Origin of the sequence: Pseudorhodoplanes sp., assembly GCA_032027085.1 — a bacterium.
Lineage (GTDB): Bacteria > Pseudomonadota > Alphaproteobacteria > Rhizobiales > Xanthobacteraceae > Pseudorhodoplanes.
In genome coordinates, this window is sequence record JAVSMS010000001.1 from 2,819,226 (window position 1) to 2,837,276 (window position 18,051).

Genomic DNA, 18,051 nt, shown 5'->3' on the forward strand with positions numbered 1-18,051 from the left:
TCATTTCCGCCAAGCGGGAATGAACGGAGAAAGCCTCCTACCGCGGCGGCACCTTCCCGCCGATGGATGCGGTGATGTCCTGCGCCGCGCGCGCGACCTGCGGCCCAAATTCAGCGGCACGTTCTGGCGTGACACGGACAGTGGGGCCGGACACGGAGATGGCGGCAATCGCCTCGCAATATTCGTTGAAGATCGGCGCTGCTACGCAGCGCATGCCGAGATTGCGTTCCTCATCGTCGACCGCCCAGCCACGGCGGCGAATCTCGGCCAGTTGCCTGAACAGATCTGCTGGCGCCACCAGCGTGTGCTCATTGAACTTCGCAAGCCCGCGCTTGTGCAGAATCTGCTTCACCCGCTCTTCCGGCATTTGCGCCAGCAGCGCCTTGCCGACGCCAGACGCGTGAATGGCAGCGCGGGAGCCGGCGCGGAAAAACGCTCGCAGCGCGACATGACTTTCAACTTGCGAAATGAAGACCACTTCGCCGTTGTCTTCGATTCCAAGATTCACCGTTTCGCCGGTGCGTTCCATCAGACCGTGCATGACGAGGCGCCCGATGCCGGCAAGCCTGCGGTTGCGCAGAAAGGCCGTGCCGACCTCGAAGGCGCCAACGCCGATCAGCCACAACCCCCGCTGCTCGTCGTGCTGCACGAAGCGATGCGCTTGCAGGCTGGCAAGGATGCGATGCGCGGTCGAAGGCGCGAGGCCGACGCGCTGCGCGAGATCGCTCAACGTCAGGCCGTCCGCCGCCGCGATGACCGACAGGACCGCAAGCCCGCGATCGATCGCCTGAACGGATGCACCGCTGTCCGGCGCCGGTTTGAAGGCGCGCGGCCGCCCGCGCAGTTTCTTCGGCTCGCTCCGAGGCATGTCCATCATCCTGGAAAATCGTTTCATAAATTGGCTCTATCAACCGTTTGCAAAAATATAAGCCACTGATTTTGAGTTACAAAACATATTTTTCCGTATCATGGAAATGTTTTCTGGAAAAATTGACTCCTGTGATCACCCCTTGTCACCATGCGTCCAACGCCAATGAGCGTCGGGGTGAGTGACATGGCCAGGATGAGAGCGATCGATGCGGCGGTGCGAGTGCTGGAAAGGGAGGGCGTGACCCAGGCCTTCGGAGTGCCGGGCGCAGCGATCAATCCCCTCTACTCGGCGCTGAAGGCGCGCGGCTCGATCGCGCATATTCTGGCGCGGCATGTCGAGGGCGCCTCGCACATGGCCGAGGGCTACACCCGCGCCAAGGCCGGCAATATCGGCGTCTGCATTGGCACATCCGGGCCAGCCGGCACCGACATGATCACCGGTCTCTATTCCGCGCAGGCCGATTCCATCCCAATCCTCTGCATCACCGGCCAGGCGCCGCGCGCGCGCCTCTACAAGGAAGACTTCCAAGCGGTCGATATCGAGTCGATCGCAAAGCCTGTCACCAAATGGTCGGTGACCGTGCGCGAGCCGGCGCTCGTTCCGAGAGTCTTCCAACAGGCCTTCCACATCATGCGGTCCGGCCGGCCCGGGCCGGTGCTGATCGATCTGCCGCTCGACGTGCAGCTTGCGGAGATCGAATTCGACGACGAGACCTACGAGCCGCTGCCGGTCTACAAGCCCGCCGCGTCGCGCCGCCAGATCGAGAAGGCGATGGAAATGCTGAATGAAGCGGACCGGCCGCTGATTGTCGCCGGCGGCGGCATCATCAATGCGGATGCATCCGATCTTCTGGTGGCGTTCGCCGAAGCGACTGGCATTCCCGTGGTCCCGACGCTGATGGGATGGGGCGCCATTCCTGACGAGCACCCGCTGATGGCCGGCATGGTCGGGCTGCAGACCAGCCACCGTTACGGCAACGCCACGCTGCTCGCGTCGGACTTCGTGCTCGGCATCGGCAATCGCTGGGCCAACCGCCATACCGGTTCGATCGAGGTCTACACCAAAGGCCGCAAGTTCGTGCATGTCGATATCGAGCCGACGCAGATCGGTCGCGTCTTCATGCCGGATTATGGAATCGTCTCCGATGCAGGGGCCGCGCTCGCGCTTTTCGTCGATGTCGCCGAAGAATGGGCGCGGGAAGGGCGTTTGCGCAGCCGCCGCGCCTGGGCGGGCGAATGTCTGCGGCGCAAGGAGACCATGCTGCGCAAGACGCATTTCGATCAGGTGCCGCTGAAGCCGCAGCGTGTCTATGAGGAGATGAACAAGGCCTTCGGCGACAACGTCTGCTACGTGACTACGATCGGCCTGTCGCAGATCGCCGGCGCGCAATTCCTCAAAGTCGGCCAGCCGCGTAACTGGATCAATTGCGGTCAGGCAGGGCCGCTCGGCTGGACGTTGCCGGCGGCGCTCGGCGTGCGCGCGGCGCGGCCGGATTGCGAGATCGTCGCATTGTCTGGCGACTACGATTTCCAGTTCCTGATCGAGGAGCTTGCGGTCGGCGCCCAGTTCAAGCTGCCCTATATCCATGTTGTCGTGAACAATTCCTATCTCGGCCTGATCCGGCAGGCGCAGCGCAATTTCAACATCGACTATCAGGTGGATCTCGCCTTCGAGAACATCAACGTGCCGGACCTGAACGGTTATGGCGTCGATCATGTGGCGGTGGCGGAAGGACTCGGCTGCAAGGCGATCCGCGTGCGCAGCCCGAATGAATTCCAGCATGCCTTCAGTCAGGCGCGCGACTGGACGCTGGAGCATCGCGTGCCGGTGGTGGTCGAGGTCATTCTTGAGCGGGTCACCAACATCGCGATGGGGACCGAGATCGACAACATTGTCGAGTTCGAGGAGGTGCTCGATCTGGAGGTTGCCAAGGCGCGGCAACTGGAGCCAGCGGAGTGAAGCATGAACCTGCCATCCCCGTCGTCCCCGCGCTCGATCTCGGGTCTACCCGAGATCGGATTGTCCCTGATCACAAGTCGCTACAGGCGACTTGTGATCAGGGGCCCATGAACACCTCGATGGCCATGTGCCTATGGGTTCCCGCTTTTCGCGGGGACGACTGCGGATCATCGTAACGAGATCTCATCACACCGGACTTTCAGGAACACACGCCATGCCGAAATTCGCCGCCAATCTGACCATGATGTTCAACGAGGTGAATTTCCTCGACCGCTTCGAGGCCGCAGCCAAGGCCGGGTTCACCGGCGTCGAATATCTGTTTCCTTATGACTTTGCTGCGAAAGACATTCTGCTGCGGCTCAAGACCTACGGGTTGAGTCAAATCCTGCACAATCTGCCGGCCGGCAACTGGGCGAGGGGCGAGCGCGGCATTGCGATCTTTCCGGAGCGCGTGTCTGAATTCCGCGACGGCGTTGGGCGCGCCATCGACTATGCCGGCACGCTCGGCTGCCGCCAGCTGAATTGCCTCGTCGGCATCGCGCCGCAGGGCGCCAATCGCAAATTGCTGCAGGCGACGCTGATCGCCAATCTGTCTTACGCTGCAAGTGCGCTGAAGGCGGCCGGCATCAAGCTGCTGATCGAGCCGATCAATACGCGCGACATTCCCGGCTTCTATCTCAACCGCACTGCCGATGCCGCCGCGATCATTGACGAGATCGGCTCCGACAACATCTTCATTCAGTACGACATCTATCATATGCAGATCATGGAGGGCGATCTCGCGCGCACCATCGAGACGCATCTGCCGCGTATTGCGCATGTCCAGCTCGCTGACAATCCGGGGCGCAACGAGCCCGGCACCGGCGAAATCAACTACGACTTCCTGTTCCGGCACCTGGACAAGCTCGGCTACCAGGGCTGGATCGGCTGCGAATACAAGCCGTCGGCGACGACGATCGGCGGGCTCGGCTGGTTCGCGCCCTTTTTGTCGCGCACCGCACCTTTGCGCACGGCGCGCAGCGCCTGATTCAAACGAGCAACGGGGGAACAACATGACGACCATCGGATTCATTGGGCTCGGCATCATGGGGGCGCCGATGGCGGGCCATCTGCTCGCTGCAGGACACCGCCTGATCACCTCCACGATGTTCGAGCCGGCGCCGAAGGCGCTGGTGGAGAAGGGGCTGGTCTGCGCGCCGACGCCGCGCGCGGTCGCGGCGCAGGCCGATGTCGTCATCCTCATGCTGCCGGATACGCCGCAGGTCGCGGACGTTCTTTTCAACGTGAATGGTGTGTCCTCCGGCCTCAATCCCGGAAAGATTGTCGTCGATATGAGCTCGATCTCGCCCATCGAGACGAAGGTCTTTGCCCAGCGCATTTCCGAGCAGGGCTGCGATTATCTGGACGCGCCGGTATCCGGCGGCGAAGTCGGCGCGAAAGCCGGAAGCCTTACCATCATGGTCGGCGGCTCCCCGAAGGCCTTCGACAAGGTGAAGCCGCTGTTCGAGCTGATGGGCAAGAACATCACACTGGTCGGCGAGGCCGGGGCCGGCCAGGTCACGAAGGTTGCCAACCAGATCATCGTCGCGCTGACCATCGAGGCGGTCGGCGAAGCCCTGCTATTTTCCTCCAAGGCGGGTGTCGATCCCGCGAAAGTGCGGCAGGCGCTGATGGGCGGCTTCGCCTCCTCGCGCATCCTGGAGGTGCATGGCGAGCGGATGATCAAGCGCACCTTCGCGCCGGGCTTCCGCATTGCCTTGCACCAGAAGGACCTCAAGCTGGCGCTGGAGGGCGCCCGGGCGCTCGGCATCTCGCTGCCCAACACCGCGACCGCCCAGGAACTCTTCAACGCTTGCGCCGCACATGGCGGGGCGGATTGGGATCACTCGGCTTTGGTCAAGGCGCTGGAGATGCTCGCCGGCTACGAGATGGCGGTGAAGGCGGCAGAAGCCGCGTAAGGGGGAATGGTCGGAGGACGCGTGATGAGAATTTGCATCTATGGAGCCGGTGCCATCGGCGGGTATCTGGCGGTGCTGCTGAAGCAGGGCGGCGCCGATGTCTCGCTGGTCGCGCGCGGCGCGCACCTCGACGCGATCAAGGCCAATGGTCTCACGCTTCTCATCGGCGACGACGAGAAGAGAGAGCGAATGCCGGCGACCAGCGATCCGCGCGACCTCGGCCGGCAGGACTATGTCATCGTCGCACTCAAGGCGCACCAGGCTTGGGAAGCCGCCGAGCAATTGCAGCCCTTGCTCGGTGCCGACACCGCGGTGGTCACCGCGCAGAACGGCGTGCCCTGGTGGTACTTTTATGGGCTCGACGATGTCTATTCGCATCTGCGGCTGCAGAGCGTCGATCCCGGCAACAGGCAATGGAATGCGATCGGGCCTGAGCGTGTCATTGGCTGCACGGTCTATCCCGCGACGGAAATTTCTGCGCCGGGTGTGATCAGGCACATCTATGGCAACCAGTTCGGACTGGGTGAGCCCAACCGCCAATCCAGCGCACGCCTGAGCCGGCTTGCGGACGCATACGCCGCTGGCGGCCTGAAACCGCGCATCTATGACGATATCCGCGACGATATCTGGCTCAAGCTCTGGGGCAACCTCTGCTTCAATCCGATCTCGGCGCTGACGCATGCGACGCTCGACGTGATCGCGACCGATCCCGGCACGCGGGCGCTGTCGCGCAACATGATGCTGGAGGCGCGGGAGATAGCCAGCCATTTCGGCGCGCATTTCCGGGTCGATGTCGATCGCCGTATTGATGGTGCTGCGAAGGTCGGCGCACACCGAACTTCGATGCTGCAGGATCTCGACAAGAAGCGTCCGCTTGAAATCGACGCGCTGCTGAAGGCCGTCCAGGAGATGGGACGTATGGCGCGCATCGAAACGCCGTTCATCGACAGTGTGCTGGCTCTGGTCCAGCAAATGGGGCGCGCGAACGGTGTCTATCCCACCTTTCCGGAACGGCCTGCTGCCGGGACTCCCGATACTGTCAGTGCGACTGAGACCCAGACGCGCGCGGCATCAAATTCCTCCCTGATGCCCGCACTTTGATCGATTCCGGCGCGCGATCAGCAAAAGTGGGAACCGGTTTTGCGTCCGATCGCGCGCCAATTCTACAGTTTGGCGCATGACCAGAGGAAGCGGAGTCGCTTCGTCTGATCATGTGCTATGCGCCGCAGATCGCCGGCAGCAGGTCCACTCCGGCGGCATTGACGATGCTGCCGGAGGTCACGAGGCCGGTTGCGCTCTGGATGTGTGGATGCAGGAACTGGTCCTCGTCCAGCACAGGCACGTGTTGCCGCAACAGCTTGATGACCGCCTGCAGCGGCGTGCTGGTCATCAACGGCTCATGGAAATGGCAACCTTGCGCCGCCGCCATCAGCTCGATCGCGATAATTGCCGCGACATTGTCCGTCATTGGCAACAGACGCCGCGCGGCATGCGCCGCCATGGAGACGTGATCCTCCTGATTGGCCGAAGTCGGAATTGAATCGACGCTGGCGGGCATCGCGCGCTGCTTGTTTTCTGAGACGAGCGCTGCCGCGGTCACCTGCGGAATCATGAAGCCTGAATTCAGCCCCGGCTTCGGCGTCAGAAAGGCGGGGAGGCCGGACAGGGCGGGGTCGACCAGCATCGCGATGCGGCGCTCGGCGAGCGATCCGATCTCGCACAGCGCGATGGCGATCATGTCGGCGGCGAAGCCGACCGGTTCGGCGTGGAAATTGCCGCCGGACAAGGCGGCCGGGCCATCGGTGAAGATCAGCGGATTGTCGGTGACGCTGTTCGATTCGATCTGCAGCGTGGTGGCGGCGTTGTGCAGCAGGTCAAGGCAGGCGCCCATCACCTGCGGCTGACAGCGTAGGCAATAGGGGTCCTGCACCCGGTCGTCGTTGACAAGATGCGAGGCGCGGATGGCGCTGCCGGAGAGCAGGGCGCGCAAGGCGGCGGCAGCCGCGATCTGTCCCGGATGCCGGCGCAGGTCGTGGATGCGCGGATCGAACGGCGTGTCGGAGCCGCGCGCGGCATCGGTCGACAATGCGCCGGTCACCAGCGCCGACCGCAGCAGGTTTTCCGCCTCGAACAGGCCGGCCAGCGCATAGGCGGTGGAGAATTGCGTGCCGTTGAGCAGCGCGAGGCCTTCCTTGGCGCCCAGCCCGACCGGTGCCAGGCCGGCCTGTGCCAGCGCTTCGGCCGCCGGCAGCCGGCCCTTTGGCCCGCTGATGAATCCGACGCCGATCAGGGCGGCGCTCAAATGCGCGAGCGGCGCGAGGTCGCCGGACGCGCCGACTGAGCCTTGGCAGGGGATGTCTGGAATGAGGTTCTTGTCGAGCAGCGCCTGCAGCAGCCGTAACGTCGCCGGCCGGATGCCGGAAGCGGCCTGGCCGAGGCTGGCGAGCTTCAGGGAGATCATCAACCGCACAATGGCAGCCGGCATCGGCGCGCCGACGCCGGCGGCGTGCGACAGCACGATGTTGCGTTGCAGGGCGGCGAGATCGTCGGTGCCGATCCGGACCTGGGCGAGCTTGCCGAAGCCGGTATTGATGCCGTAGACGGCCGCTCCGCCCGCGATAATGGCGTCGACTGCCGAAGCATTGGCGGCGACCGCCGGAAAGCAGGCGTCATCAAGAACCGCGCCGGCGCCCCGATAAATCGCGCGCCAGCCGGCGAGCGAAACGCGGCCGGGCGTGAGAACAAGCTGTTGTGCCATGTCGCACAGTCTGGTGCGCGCGGACATGGAAATCCAGCGTCGTATGGCCAGATTGACCTTGGGCTTTCGCCCATGCTTGCATGAGACAAAGCCGGCATCCCGGCAGTGACTTTCTGGAGGGGATCATGAGAATACGCGTTATCGCTGCGGCGGCAGCAGTGGCACTTGCGGCGGCACCGGCATTTGTGGCGGGACCGGCACAGGCGCAGACCAAGGTTGCCATCGCCATTTCCGGCTGGACCGGTTTTGCGCCGCTGACGCTCGCCAAGGAAGCCGGCATTTTCGCCAAGAACGGCCTTGACGTCACGATCAAGAAGATCCCGCAGGCCAGCCGGCATCTCGCTATCGCATCCGGCGACGTACAATGCGCTGCCACCACGGTTGAAACCTGGATCGTCTGGAATGCCAACGGCGTCGCCACAACGCAATTGTTCCAGCTTGACAAGTCCTACGGCGCCGACGGCATGGTGGTGCGCAACAACGTCAATTCGATCAAGGATGTGAAGGGCAAGACCGTCGCGGCCTCGGCGCCCGGCACCGCGCCCTATTTCACGCTCGCTTGGTTCCTCAAGAAGAACGGCCTGAGCGTGAAGGATGTCACCGTGGTCAACATGGAGCCGGGGCCGGCGGCGCAGGCCTTCATCGCCGGGCAGAACGACGCCGCCATGACCTACGAGCCGTATCTGTCGGCGGTGCGCGCCAAACCGGAAGCGGGCAAAATCATCGCCACCACGCTCGATTATCCGATGATCATGGATACGTTCGGCTGCACGCCGAAATTCATCGCCGATAACGAAGCGGCGGTGAAGGCGCTGACCAAGAGCTATTTCGAGGCCGTGGACATGATCGCCAAGGATCAGAAGAAGGCCTACGAGATCATGGGCGCCGACGTGAAGCAGTCGGGCGAGCAGTTCGGTAATTCCGCCAAATATTTGCGCTGGCAGGATCAGGCCGCGAATAAGAAATTCTTCGCGGGCGAACATGCGCAGTTCTCGAAGGAGGCTGCCGATCTGTTGCTGGAAATCGGCGTGATCAAGAAGATTCCGGATCTCTCCAAGCTCGCAGATCCGCGGTTCGTTCAATAAGCGCCTTGCACGCTACGCTTCATGTCATGGCCGGGCTTGTCCCGGCCATCCACGTCTTGAATGAGGATCGACACTAAGACGTGGATGCCCGCGACAAGCGCGGGCATGACGTCGGAGAGGCATGTTTTCTTAGAACGATGCGCCCGCTTGCCCCCATTTCCAATCCGCTGCGCATCGCGCTCGGCATTTCTTTTTTTGTGCTGTTCTTCGCCGGCTGGGCCTTTGCCACCTTCGGCGGCTTCGTGTCGGCGACCTTTCTGGCCAATCCGGTGACGATGCTGGAAGACGGCTGGCTGCTGCTCACCCGGCACAATTTTTCGTTCGATATCGGCGTCACCGTGTGGCGCGTGGTCGGCGGCTTTATACTCGCCGCGCTTGTGGCCGTGCCGCTTGGCATTTTGATGGGCGCCTACAAGCCGATCGAGGCCTTCCTTGAGCCTTTCGTCTCGTTCGCACGCTATCTGCCGGCATCGGCTTTCATTCCGCTGCTGATCCTGTGGGCCGGCATCGGCGAATTGCAGAAGCTGCTGGTGATCTTCATCGGCTCGGTGTTTCAGATCATCCTGATGGTGGCGGTGACGGTGAGCTCGGTGCGCCGTGATCTTGTCGAGGCCGCGCTCACGCTCGGCGCCAAGGACCAGGGCATTTTGGGGCGCGTGCTCATTCCGTCCTCTGCGCCCGACATCGCCGAGATATTGCGGCTTGTGCTCGGCTGGGCGTGGACCTACGTGATCGTCGCCGAACTGATCGGCTCGTCCTCCGGCATCGGCCACATGATCATCGACAGCCAGGCGTTGCTTGCGACCGGCCAGATGATTTTTGGCATTATCGTGATCGGCGTCATCGGACTGATTTCCGACTATCTGTTCAAGGCCGCGAACAGGCGGATGTTCCCCTGGAGCCTGGCATGACGGCGCAAATCGTTTTCGTCATCCCGGCCTTTTGTGGAGCAAAAGCGCCGGGATCGCGCGCCGCATGTCGTGGTTCACGGACCCGTGTCGCGCTTGCGTGCGCTCCGGACGACAGACAAGAAACGGCCGGCGCATGAGCAAGCTTCTGATCGACAATGTCTCGCGCATATTCCCCGCGATGCGGGGCGGAACGCCGACGAGGGCGCTGCAGCCGATCAACATGACCATTGGCGAGAATGCTTTCGTCACCATTCTCGGACCCTCCGGCTGCGGAAAATCGACCTTGCTGCGGATGGTGGCCGGTCTCGATACCCCGACCGCCGGCCAGATTCTGCTCGACGGCATGCCGGTGACACGGCCCGGCGCCGAACGCGGCATGGTGTTCCAGTCCTACACGCTGTTTCCCTGGCTGACGATCGCGGAGAATGTCGCCTTCGGCCTGCGCGAAAAGGGAATGCCGCAGCGCGAGCGGTCCGAGATCGTGAAGCAATGGCTTGAGCGCGTCGGGCTGACCAGCTTCGCCAACCACTATCCCAAGCAGTTGTCCGGCGGAATGCAGCAGCGTACGGCGATTGCGCGCGCGCTCGCCAATGATCCGGCGATCCTTCTGCTCGACGAGCCGTTCGGCGCGCTCGACAACCAGACCCGCGCCTTGATGCAGGAATTGCTGCTCGGCATCTGGGAGCGCGAGCGCAAGACCGTCCTCTTCGTCACCCACGACATCGAGGAGGCGATCTTTCTCGCCTCGCGCGTTGTGGTGATGTCGGCGCGGCCGGGCCGCATCAAGGCCGACATTCCGATCGATCTCGGCTACCCGCGGCATTACACAGTCAAGACCAGTCCGGAATTTTCCGCCATCAAGGCGCGGCTGACCGAGGAGATCCGCGCCGAAGCAGTGCTGGCGGCGGGAGTGTAGATCCATCCTGAGGCGGCGGCCGCAGGCCGCCCTAGAAGGATGACGGGCAACGACTCCCGGGCCGTCGCCGCAGATCTCGGGTAATCCGAGATCGGACTTCAATAATGCGGCTTCGCCGCGCAATCTCAGGGTGACCGAGAGTTTCAGGAGATTTTCGCCAAGGCTGCGCGATAGCGCTTCTCAATAGTCTCGCGCCGGTGATGCCGGCCATTCTCGACAATTTGCGCGCCATCCACAAACACATCCTTCACCGCGCTGCGTCCCGCAACGAAAACCCACGCGTCGAGCCACACATCATCTTTTGCTGCGGCCAGATCGGGATGATGGCCGTCGAGCACAACAATGTCCGCGCGCTTTCCGGGCCCAATCGCTCCCGTCTCGCGCTGCAGCGCCTGCGCACCGCCGATGAGGGCCTGCGTGAACAGGCGGCGTCCCGTCGATTCACCTTCGATAGTAGTCATCACATTACGGCCGCGATGCAGCAGCCGCTGACTGTATTCGAGCTGCCGCAGTTCGACGGCTGCGTCGATGTCGATATTGGAATCGGTGCCAATTCCAAAACGGCCATCACTCGCGAGAAAATCTTGCCCGTTGAAAAAGCCGTCGCCGAGCGAAGCTTCGGTCAGCGGACACAATCCCGCCACCGCGCCGGATTGCGCCAGCCTGCGCGTTTCATCCTTGGTCATGTGCGTGGAATGGATCAGGCACCAGCGGTGGTTCACGTGCATTTCGTCGAGCAGCCATTGCACAGGCCGCTTGCCCGACCATGCCATGCAATCCTCGACCTCCCTGGTCTGCTCGGCGGCATGAATGTGGATCGGTCCATCCGAAGTCGCGGCGACGACCGCACGCAAGGTGTCCGGCGTCACCGCCCGCAGCGAGTGCGGCGCAATGCCGACGCGCGCGGAGGGCAATGCCCCGACGGCTGCGCGCGCGCGTTCGGCCAGCTTGAGGAAGCGGTCGGGATCATTGAGAAAACGCCGCTGCCCCGGCACCGCAGGCGCGCCGCCGAAGCCGCCATACATATAAAACGAGGGCAGGAGTGTCAGGCCGATGCCGGTGATGCCCGCCGCCGTCGCGATGCGCACGGCCATTTCGCCGAGATCGGCGTAAGGCGTGCCGTCCGGTGCGTGATGCAGGTAGTGGAATTCGGCAACCGAAGTGAAGCCGCGCTCCAGCATCTCCATGTAGGAGAAAGCGGAAATGACCTCGATATCCTCCGGTGAAAGCTGCCCGAGAAAACGATACATGACCTCGCGCCAGGTCCAGAAACTGTCATGCGCCGGTCCGCGCCGCTCGGCGAGCCCGGCCATGGCGCGCTGAAAGGTGTGGCAATGCAGGTTGGGCAGCCCGGGCAGGGCGATGCCGGAAACGCGGCGGCTGCCATCCGCTGCTGCGTTGGCCTGTACGGCGGAAATGATGCCATTTATGACCGTCACGCGGACGTCGCGGACCCATCCGGTCGGCAGGAAGGCGTGTTCAAAAAACAGCGAGGTGTTCGCTGCCGCTGGTTGCTGTGCCATCAGATATCGCGTCCCGCAGAGAGCTCTATGTAAAGACAATTTCGGCGGCGGTTACAATTATGTATAGACGAGACCAGTCCATCTTCATGCGCCGGAATGCGGCGAACCAACATGCGATTTGACACGATCTGGCTCGATGCGCGACTCGCGACTCTGAGGACCGATTTGCCCGGCCTCGGCGTGATCAAGGACGGCGCGGTCGCGACGAAGGAAGGCCGCATCGCGTTTGCCGGGCCGCAAGCCAATTTGCCGGCGGACTGGGACGCCGAACGGCGCATTCCGCTCGACGGTCGCTGGATCACGCCCGGCCTTGTCGATTGCCACACGCATCTCGTCCATGGCGGCAACCGCGCGCACGAATTCGAGATGCGGCTGGTAGGCGCAAGCTATGAAGAGATTGCGCGGGCCGGCGGCGGCATTCTGTCCACGGTCAAGGCGACGCGTGCCGCCAGCGAAGATGAATTGCTGGCCAGCGCGCTGACGCGCCTCGATCGCCTGATCGCGGAGGGCGTGACCACGATCGAGGTGAAGTCCGGTTATGGACTTGATCAGGAAACGGAAGCGCGGATGCTGCGCACCGCGCGGCGGCTGGCCAGGGAGCGAAAGATCGATGTCGCGACGTCCTTCCTCGGTGCGCACGCCCTGCCGTTGGAGTTTGCCGACCAGGACGAGTATATCGATTTTGTCTGCAGCATGATCCCGGCGCTGAAGCAGGAAGGGCTGGTCGATGCCGTTGACGCCTTCTGCGAGGGCATCGCCTTCTCGCCGCAACAGACCGCGCGCGTATTCGATGCGGCGAAAGCGGCCGGCCTGCCGGTCAAGCTGCACGCCGATCAGTTGTCCAACTTGCATGGCGCGGCGCTCGCCGCGCAATACGGCGGGTTGTCGGCCGACCATCTGGAATATACGGACGAGGCGGCCACCGCCGAGATGGCCAAGGCAGGCACGGTCGCAGTGCTGCTGCCCGGTGCGGCCTATATGCTGCGCGAGAAACAGTTTCCTCCGGTCGATCTGTTTCGCAAACATCAGGTTCCGATCGCGGTCGCGACCGATTGTAATCCCGGCACGTCGCCGATCACGTCATTACTCACGGTCATGAACATGGCGGCAACCTTGTTCCGCATGACCATCGACGAGATCATCGCCGGCGTGACGCGCGAGGCCGCGCGTGCGCTCGGAAAATTGCCGGAGATCGGCACGCTTGAAACCGGGAAGTATTGCAATCTCGCCATCTGGGAAATTGAGCGGCCGGCGGAGCTGGTCTACCGGATGGGGTTCAATCCGCTGGTGCAGCGCATCTGGAGAGGACAATGAACTGGATTACCGTGCGGCGCGGCGCCTCGCCGCTGATCGTGTCGCTGCCGCATACCGGCACCACCATCCCGAAGGAATATCAGGACGATCTCGTTTCGATCTGGCTCGCACGCAAGGACGCCGACTGGTGGATCGACCGGCTTTACGATTTTGCCGCCAGCCTCAACGCCACTATCATTCATACGTCGATTTCGCGCACTGTCATCGACGTCAACCGCGATCCGTCCGGTGTCTCGCTGTATCCGGGTCAGGCCACGACGGAACTATGCCCGACCACGACTTTCGATGGCGAGCCTCTCTATAAGGAGAAAGGGCCTGATGAAACCGGCATTGCGGAGCGCCGCCGGCAATACTTCACACCCTATCATGATGCGCTGACCGGAGAGATCGCGCGTCTGCGCGCGATCCATGATCACGTCGTTCTTTACGATTGTCATTCCATCCGGTCGGTCATTCCGCGCCTGTTCGAAGGCACGCTGCCGGACATGAATATCGGCACCAATTCCGGGCAGAGCTGCGATCCGCAATTGACTGAGACCATTGCCGAGCTCGCCTCTGCCTCGTCCTTCAGCCATGTCGTGAATGGCCGCTTCAAGGGCGGCTGGATCACGCGGCACTACGGCAGGCCGGGCGAGGGCGTGCATGCCGTGCAGATGGAACTGGCCTGTCGTTCCTATATGCGCGAGCCGATGGGACCGCTGGAGGAGAATGACTGGCCGGCGCCTTACGAGGCGGCTTTTGCCGAGCCGATGCGCAATCTGCTGCTGCGCATTCTTCGCGCTTGCGTGCAATTCGCGGAAGCGCGCAACAAGGTGAAGGTGAGCTCATGAGAAGAATCGACAATGCGCGGGTGATCCGCGCCCCGCACGGGCCGGAATTGTCAGCAAAGAGCTGGCTAACGGAAGCGCCTTTGCGCATGCTGATGAACAATCTTGATCCGGACGTCGCCGAAAAGCCGCACGAACTCGTGGTCTATGGCGGCATCGGCCGCGCCGCGCGCGACTGGGACAGTTTTGATCGCATCGTGAATGCGTTGCGCACGCTGGAAACGGACGAGACGCTGATCGTGCAGTCCGGCAAGCCGGTCGGCGTTTTCCGCACGCACGCCGATGCACCGCGCGTGCTGATCGCGAATTCCAATCTCGTGCCGCATTGGGGGACGTGGGACCACTTCCACGAGCTCGATCGCAAAGGCCTGATGATGTACGGCCAGATGACGGCCGGGTCGTGGATTTACATCGGCTCGCAGGGCATCGTGCAGGGCACCTACGAGACGTTCGTCGAGGTCGGCCGCCGACACTATGGCGGCGATCTTTCCGGCAAATGGATTCTCACCGCGGGTCTGGGCGGCATGGGCGGCGCGCAGCCTCTGGCCGCGACCATGGCGGGTGCGTCGCTGCTCGCGGTCGAATGTCAGCCGAGCCGCATCGAGATGCGGCTGCGCACCGGCTATCTCGATGTGCAGGCGAAGGACCTCGATGAGGCGCTGGCCATTATCGACAAGGCCTGCAGGGAGAAGAAGCCGATCTCGGTTGGCGTGCTCGGGAATGCCGCCGAGGTGTTTCCCGACCTCGTCCGCCGCGGCGTGAGACCGGACGTGGTCACCGATCAGACCTCGGCGCATGATCCGCTCAACGGATATCTTCCGAAGGGATGGACGCTGGAACAATGGGAGAAAGAGCGTTCTTCGGATCCGAAGAAGGTGGAAAAAGCCGCGAAGAGGTCGATGGTCGAGCATGTGTCCGCGATGCTCGACTTCCACCGCATGGGCATCCCCACGCTCGACTACGGCAACAACATCAGACAGATGGCGAAGGAAGAGGGGCTTGAGCACGCCTTCGACTTTCCCGGCTTCGTGCCGGCCTACATCAGACCTTTATTTTGCAGAGGAATCGGGCCTTTCCGCTGGGCCGCTTTGTCCGGCGACCCGGAGGATATTTTCCGCACCGATCAGCGCGTCAAGGAGCTGCTGCCGGACAACAAACATCTGCATCACTGGCTCGACATGGCCCGCACCCGCATCAAGTTTCAGGGATTGCCTGCGCGTATCTGCTGGGTCGGATTGGGAGACCGGCATCGCCTCGGACTTGCCTTCAACGAGATGGTGGCGAAGGGCGAACTGAAGGCGCCCATCGTCATCGGCCGTGATCATCTTGATTCCGGCTCTGTTGCGTCCCCCAATCGCGAAACCGAAGCGATGAAGGACGGCTCCGATGCGGTGTCGGACTGGCCGCTGCTCAATGCGCTGATCAATTGCGCCAGCGGGGCCACCTGGGTGTCGCTGCATCACGGCGGCGGCGTCGGCATCGGCTATTCCCAGCATGCCGGCATGGTGATCGTCGCCGACGGCACGCCGGAAGCGGCAAAGCGGCTCGAACGCGTGCTCTGGAACGATCCTGCGTCAGGCGTGATGCGCCATGCCGATGCCGGCTACGACATCGCGATTGATTGCGCCAAGGAACACAAGCTCAAGCTGCCAAGTCTGGGGTGATTGAATAACGATGAAGGGTGGGCTGAATGACGTGGGCACGGCGCTGCGCACCTTGCCCACGCAAAATTCCTCCACAATCAACTCGCCAGCGTCACTGCCACCCGCATCTCCCCGACCTGATCGATCCAGCAATCCATGGTGTCGCCGGGTGCGACCGGGCCGACACCTTCCGGCGTGCCGGTCATGATGATGTCGCCGGGATAGAGGCGGTAGGCCTGCGAGGCATAGGAGATGAGCTTTGCCAGCCCGAAGATCAGGTATTTCGTGTTCGACGCCTGCCTGGTCTCGCCGTTCACCTTGATCCAGAAATCAAGATTGTTCGGATCGTTCACTTCCTCGGGCGTCGTCAGCCAGGGGCCGAGCACGCTGAAGGTGTCATAGGACTTGCGCCAGCTCCGGTCTTCGGTGCCGCGGATCACCATGTCGAGCGACACAGAATAGCCCGCAACGTAGTCGAGCGCGCGTGCTTCCGGAATGCGATAGCCCTCCTTGCCGATGACGATCGCCAGTTCAATCTCGTGATCCATCCGCCGTTCCAGCGCGGGCAGGCGCACGGCATCGCCCGGGCCAATCAGTGACGTGTTGGACTTCAGGAACAGGCCGTAATGATCGATAGTCTTGATGTCGGTGCCGAAATTGATGCCGGCATCAGCGCGCGCTTCCTCGACGTGTTTCATGTAGTTAACCGGCGCGGCGATGATCTTGCTCGGGTTGGCGACTGGGCTCTCCAGCTTCACCGCGTCGAGTTTCCTGCGCGGCGCCGTCGCCGCCAGTGTTTCGGCGCGGCTGCGGACTTTGGGGAGATTGGCAATGAGGAGGTCGCCATGGGGTATCGGCCATCGCTGTGACGGCAGCAAATCGAGGGCGTCTGATACATCCGCAATCTCATGCTCCAAGACAATGCCAATGCGATTTTCATCGAAACGACAGAGACGCATGCTTGCTATCCTCACTCTGAATCGGCTCAACGGATGGCCGCCGCCTCCCACACCGAATTGATCATCGACGTGTTCAAAAGAAAAGCGCGCGCCTTGTCCCGGTCGGCCGCCGTCGCCCGCAGATCCGCCAGCGATGCCTTGCGCACGGTCTGGTCCTTTTCCGCCAGCAGACGCTTGTTGCGGATGCTCATGGCCTGCACAGCTTTGATATTGATCGGGCGCCGCTGACGGTCATAGAGATCGAACAGCGCATTGTACTCGGCCCGATTGTGATGAATCTCGATCAGTTTCTCGCCCAGATTCATCGCGTCATGGATGCTACCATTCAGCCCGAAGCCGCCGAGCGGATTGTTGATATGCGCGGCATCGCCCGCAAGCGCCACGCGTCCCGCACAGAAGCGCCCGGCCACGCGTTGATGCACCCGATAGGTCGACGCATATTTCAGCGCGAAGTCATCGGCCTTCGGCAGAACATGTTCGAGAATGATCTTCAGCCGCGACTGGATGGCGCCGGATGCTAACACGCTTGCTTCGGACATGTCCGGATCGGTGCCATAGGCAATGCGCCAGAGGCCGGGGGGACCATCGTCCGGCACAAGAAACACTGCGGCCCAGTGTTCCGGATCGGCGACATAGCCCGCGCCGGCAAAACCGAGCGTGCCCAGATTAAATGTCGTGCTGGCCACCAAAAAGCGTTCGGGCCAGGTGAAACCTTCGAAATCGATCTTGACGGACTGGCGGACAACGCTCCTGGCGCCATCGCATCCGACAACGAAGGAGCCGCGACAGGTCTTGCCGCCGGCCTGCACAGTTACACCGTTGCCGTCCTGTGAGACGCTTTCGACCGGTGCGTTGAACTCAATGCTGACTGAGGACGTCGCTGTCCGAATTCGATCCAATAGCAGCGGCGTCAGCCGATGCTGCTCCAGATGCAGGCGATAGGGAAAGCGCGTGACGTCCGCCAAGAGCGACAGATCGAAGTCGGCCACCACGCCCTCGATTCGGTCGCGGATCTGCCAGACCGGCACCTTGATGCCGCGCCCCAGCATGTCTTGTTCCAGTCCAAGCGAGGCGAGCATTTCGACTGTCGGCGGGTGAAAGGAGCCGGCGCGCAAATCATGCGTCAGTGCGGGCTCGGCTTCGAGGACACGGCACGGAACGCCGACGAGTCCCAGCTTGAGCGCCAGGGTCAAGCCGGTTGGACCCGCTCCTGCAATGAGGATCGGATCTGACGCAGAGGTCGGCATTCGGGTCCCACCAAATGATTTGGGTCCCTAATAGTCTCGATCTGATGAGGGCTCAAGCGGCGCATTTGCGGCCTGCGATG

At 62.6% G+C, this 18,051-nt stretch carries 15 protein-coding genes; 10 read left to right on the forward strand and 5 right to left on the reverse strand.

Going from position 1 to position 18,051, the window contains the following annotated elements:
* Nucleotides 1-37: 37 nt before the first annotated feature.
* Nucleotides 38-868, reverse strand: a complete 831-nt coding sequence (locus RO009_13565; protein ID MDT3686057.1) for an IclR family transcriptional regulator — start codon at nucleotides 866-868, stop codon at nucleotides 38-40.
* Between the two features lie 186 nt (nucleotides 869-1,054).
* Between RO009_13565 and gcl the strand changes: the two genes are divergently transcribed.
* From gcl to RO009_13585, 4 genes are all read left to right on the forward strand, one after another.
* On the forward strand, nucleotides 1,055-2,830 hold the full coding sequence (gene gcl / locus RO009_13570; GenBank protein ID MDT3686058.1) for a glyoxylate carboligase: 1,776 nt from the start codon (nucleotides 1,055-1,057) through the stop codon (nucleotides 2,828-2,830).
* A gap of 214 nt (nucleotides 2,831-3,044) precedes the next feature.
* Entirely contained in the window at nucleotides 3,045-3,857 is an 813-nt protein-coding gene (gene hyi, locus RO009_13575) for a hydroxypyruvate isomerase (protein MDT3686059.1), read from the forward strand.
* A 25-nt stretch (nucleotides 3,858-3,882) separates the two neighbouring features.
* Entirely contained in the window at nucleotides 3,883-4,788 is a 906-nt protein-coding gene (locus RO009_13580; protein MDT3686060.1) for a 2-hydroxy-3-oxopropionate reductase, read from the forward strand.
* Nucleotides 4,789-4,812: 24 nt separating this feature from the next.
* Nucleotides 4,813-5,889: a 2-dehydropantoate 2-reductase gene (locus RO009_13585; GenBank protein MDT3686061.1), complete on the forward strand. Its 1,077-nt coding sequence runs from the start codon at nucleotides 4,813-4,815 to the stop codon at nucleotides 5,887-5,889.
* Between the two features lie 115 nt (nucleotides 5,890-6,004).
* On the opposite strand, the gene hutH is transcribed toward RO009_13585, so the two are convergent.
* The gene (gene hutH, locus RO009_13590) at nucleotides 6,005-7,546 is read right to left on the reverse strand and encodes a histidine ammonia-lyase (protein MDT3686062.1); all 1,542 of its coding nucleotides are present in this window, start codon (nucleotides 7,544-7,546) and stop codon (nucleotides 6,005-6,007) included.
* Between the two features lie 125 nt (nucleotides 7,547-7,671).
* On the opposite strand from hutH, the gene RO009_13595 reads away from it, so the two are divergent.
* The 3 genes from RO009_13595 to RO009_13605 all read left to right on the forward strand — a co-directional run bounded on the left by RO009_13595 (nucleotide 7,672) and on the right by RO009_13605 (nucleotide 10,458).
* Complete coding sequence (locus tag RO009_13595; protein ID MDT3686063.1) at nucleotides 7,672-8,631, forward strand: ABC transporter substrate-binding protein; 960 nt, start codon at nucleotides 7,672-7,674, stop codon at nucleotides 8,629-8,631.
* Between the two features lie 137 nt (nucleotides 8,632-8,768).
* The gene (locus tag RO009_13600) at nucleotides 8,769-9,542 is read left to right on the forward strand and encodes an ABC transporter permease (GenBank protein ID MDT3686064.1); all 774 of its coding nucleotides are present in this window, start codon (nucleotides 8,769-8,771) and stop codon (nucleotides 9,540-9,542) included.
* A 133-nt stretch (nucleotides 9,543-9,675) separates the two neighbouring features.
* Nucleotides 9,676-10,458: an ABC transporter ATP-binding protein gene (locus tag RO009_13605; protein MDT3686065.1), complete on the forward strand. Its 783-nt coding sequence runs from the start codon at nucleotides 9,676-9,678 to the stop codon at nucleotides 10,456-10,458.
* Between the two features lie 143 nt (nucleotides 10,459-10,601).
* Here RO009_13605 and RO009_13610 read toward each other — a convergent pair whose 3' ends face one another.
* Nucleotides 10,602-11,981: a formimidoylglutamate deiminase gene (locus RO009_13610; GenBank protein MDT3686066.1), complete on the reverse strand. Its 1,380-nt coding sequence runs from the start codon at nucleotides 11,979-11,981 to the stop codon at nucleotides 10,602-10,604.
* A gap of 111 nt (nucleotides 11,982-12,092) precedes the next feature.
* On the opposite strand from RO009_13610, the gene hutI reads away from it, so the two are divergent.
* Genes hutI through hutU form a run of 3 tightly spaced genes read left to right on the forward strand, consistent with a single transcriptional unit; the run spans nucleotide 12,093 to nucleotide 15,786 of the window.
* Nucleotides 12,093-13,295, forward strand: a complete 1,203-nt coding sequence (hutI, locus tag RO009_13615) for an imidazolonepropionase (protein ID MDT3686067.1) — start codon at nucleotides 12,093-12,095, stop codon at nucleotides 13,293-13,295.
* On the forward strand, nucleotides 13,292-14,125 hold the full coding sequence (gene hutG / locus RO009_13620) for an N-formylglutamate deformylase (protein ID MDT3686068.1): 834 nt from the start codon (nucleotides 13,292-13,294) through the stop codon (nucleotides 14,123-14,125). The genes hutI and hutG overlap by 4 nt, the downstream gene beginning before the upstream one ends.
* Nucleotides 14,122-15,786: a urocanate hydratase gene (gene hutU / locus RO009_13625; GenBank protein MDT3686069.1), complete on the forward strand. Its 1,665-nt coding sequence runs from the start codon at nucleotides 14,122-14,124 to the stop codon at nucleotides 15,784-15,786. The genes hutG and hutU overlap by 4 nt, the downstream gene beginning before the upstream one ends.
* 77 nt (nucleotides 15,787-15,863) lie before the next feature.
* Here hutU and RO009_13630 read toward each other — a convergent pair whose 3' ends face one another.
* Together RO009_13630 and RO009_13635 are read right to left on the reverse strand one after the other, a co-directional pair.
* On the reverse strand, nucleotides 15,864-16,724 hold the full coding sequence (locus RO009_13630; protein ID MDT3686070.1) for a fumarylacetoacetate hydrolase family protein: 861 nt from the start codon (nucleotides 16,722-16,724) through the stop codon (nucleotides 15,864-15,866).
* 26 nt (nucleotides 16,725-16,750) lie between these two features.
* A complete protein-coding gene (locus tag RO009_13635) occupies nucleotides 16,751-17,971 on the reverse strand; it encodes an FAD-dependent monooxygenase (GenBank protein MDT3686071.1) in 1,221 nt (406 codons plus the stop codon).
* Nucleotides 17,972-18,051: the final 80 nt, after the last annotated feature.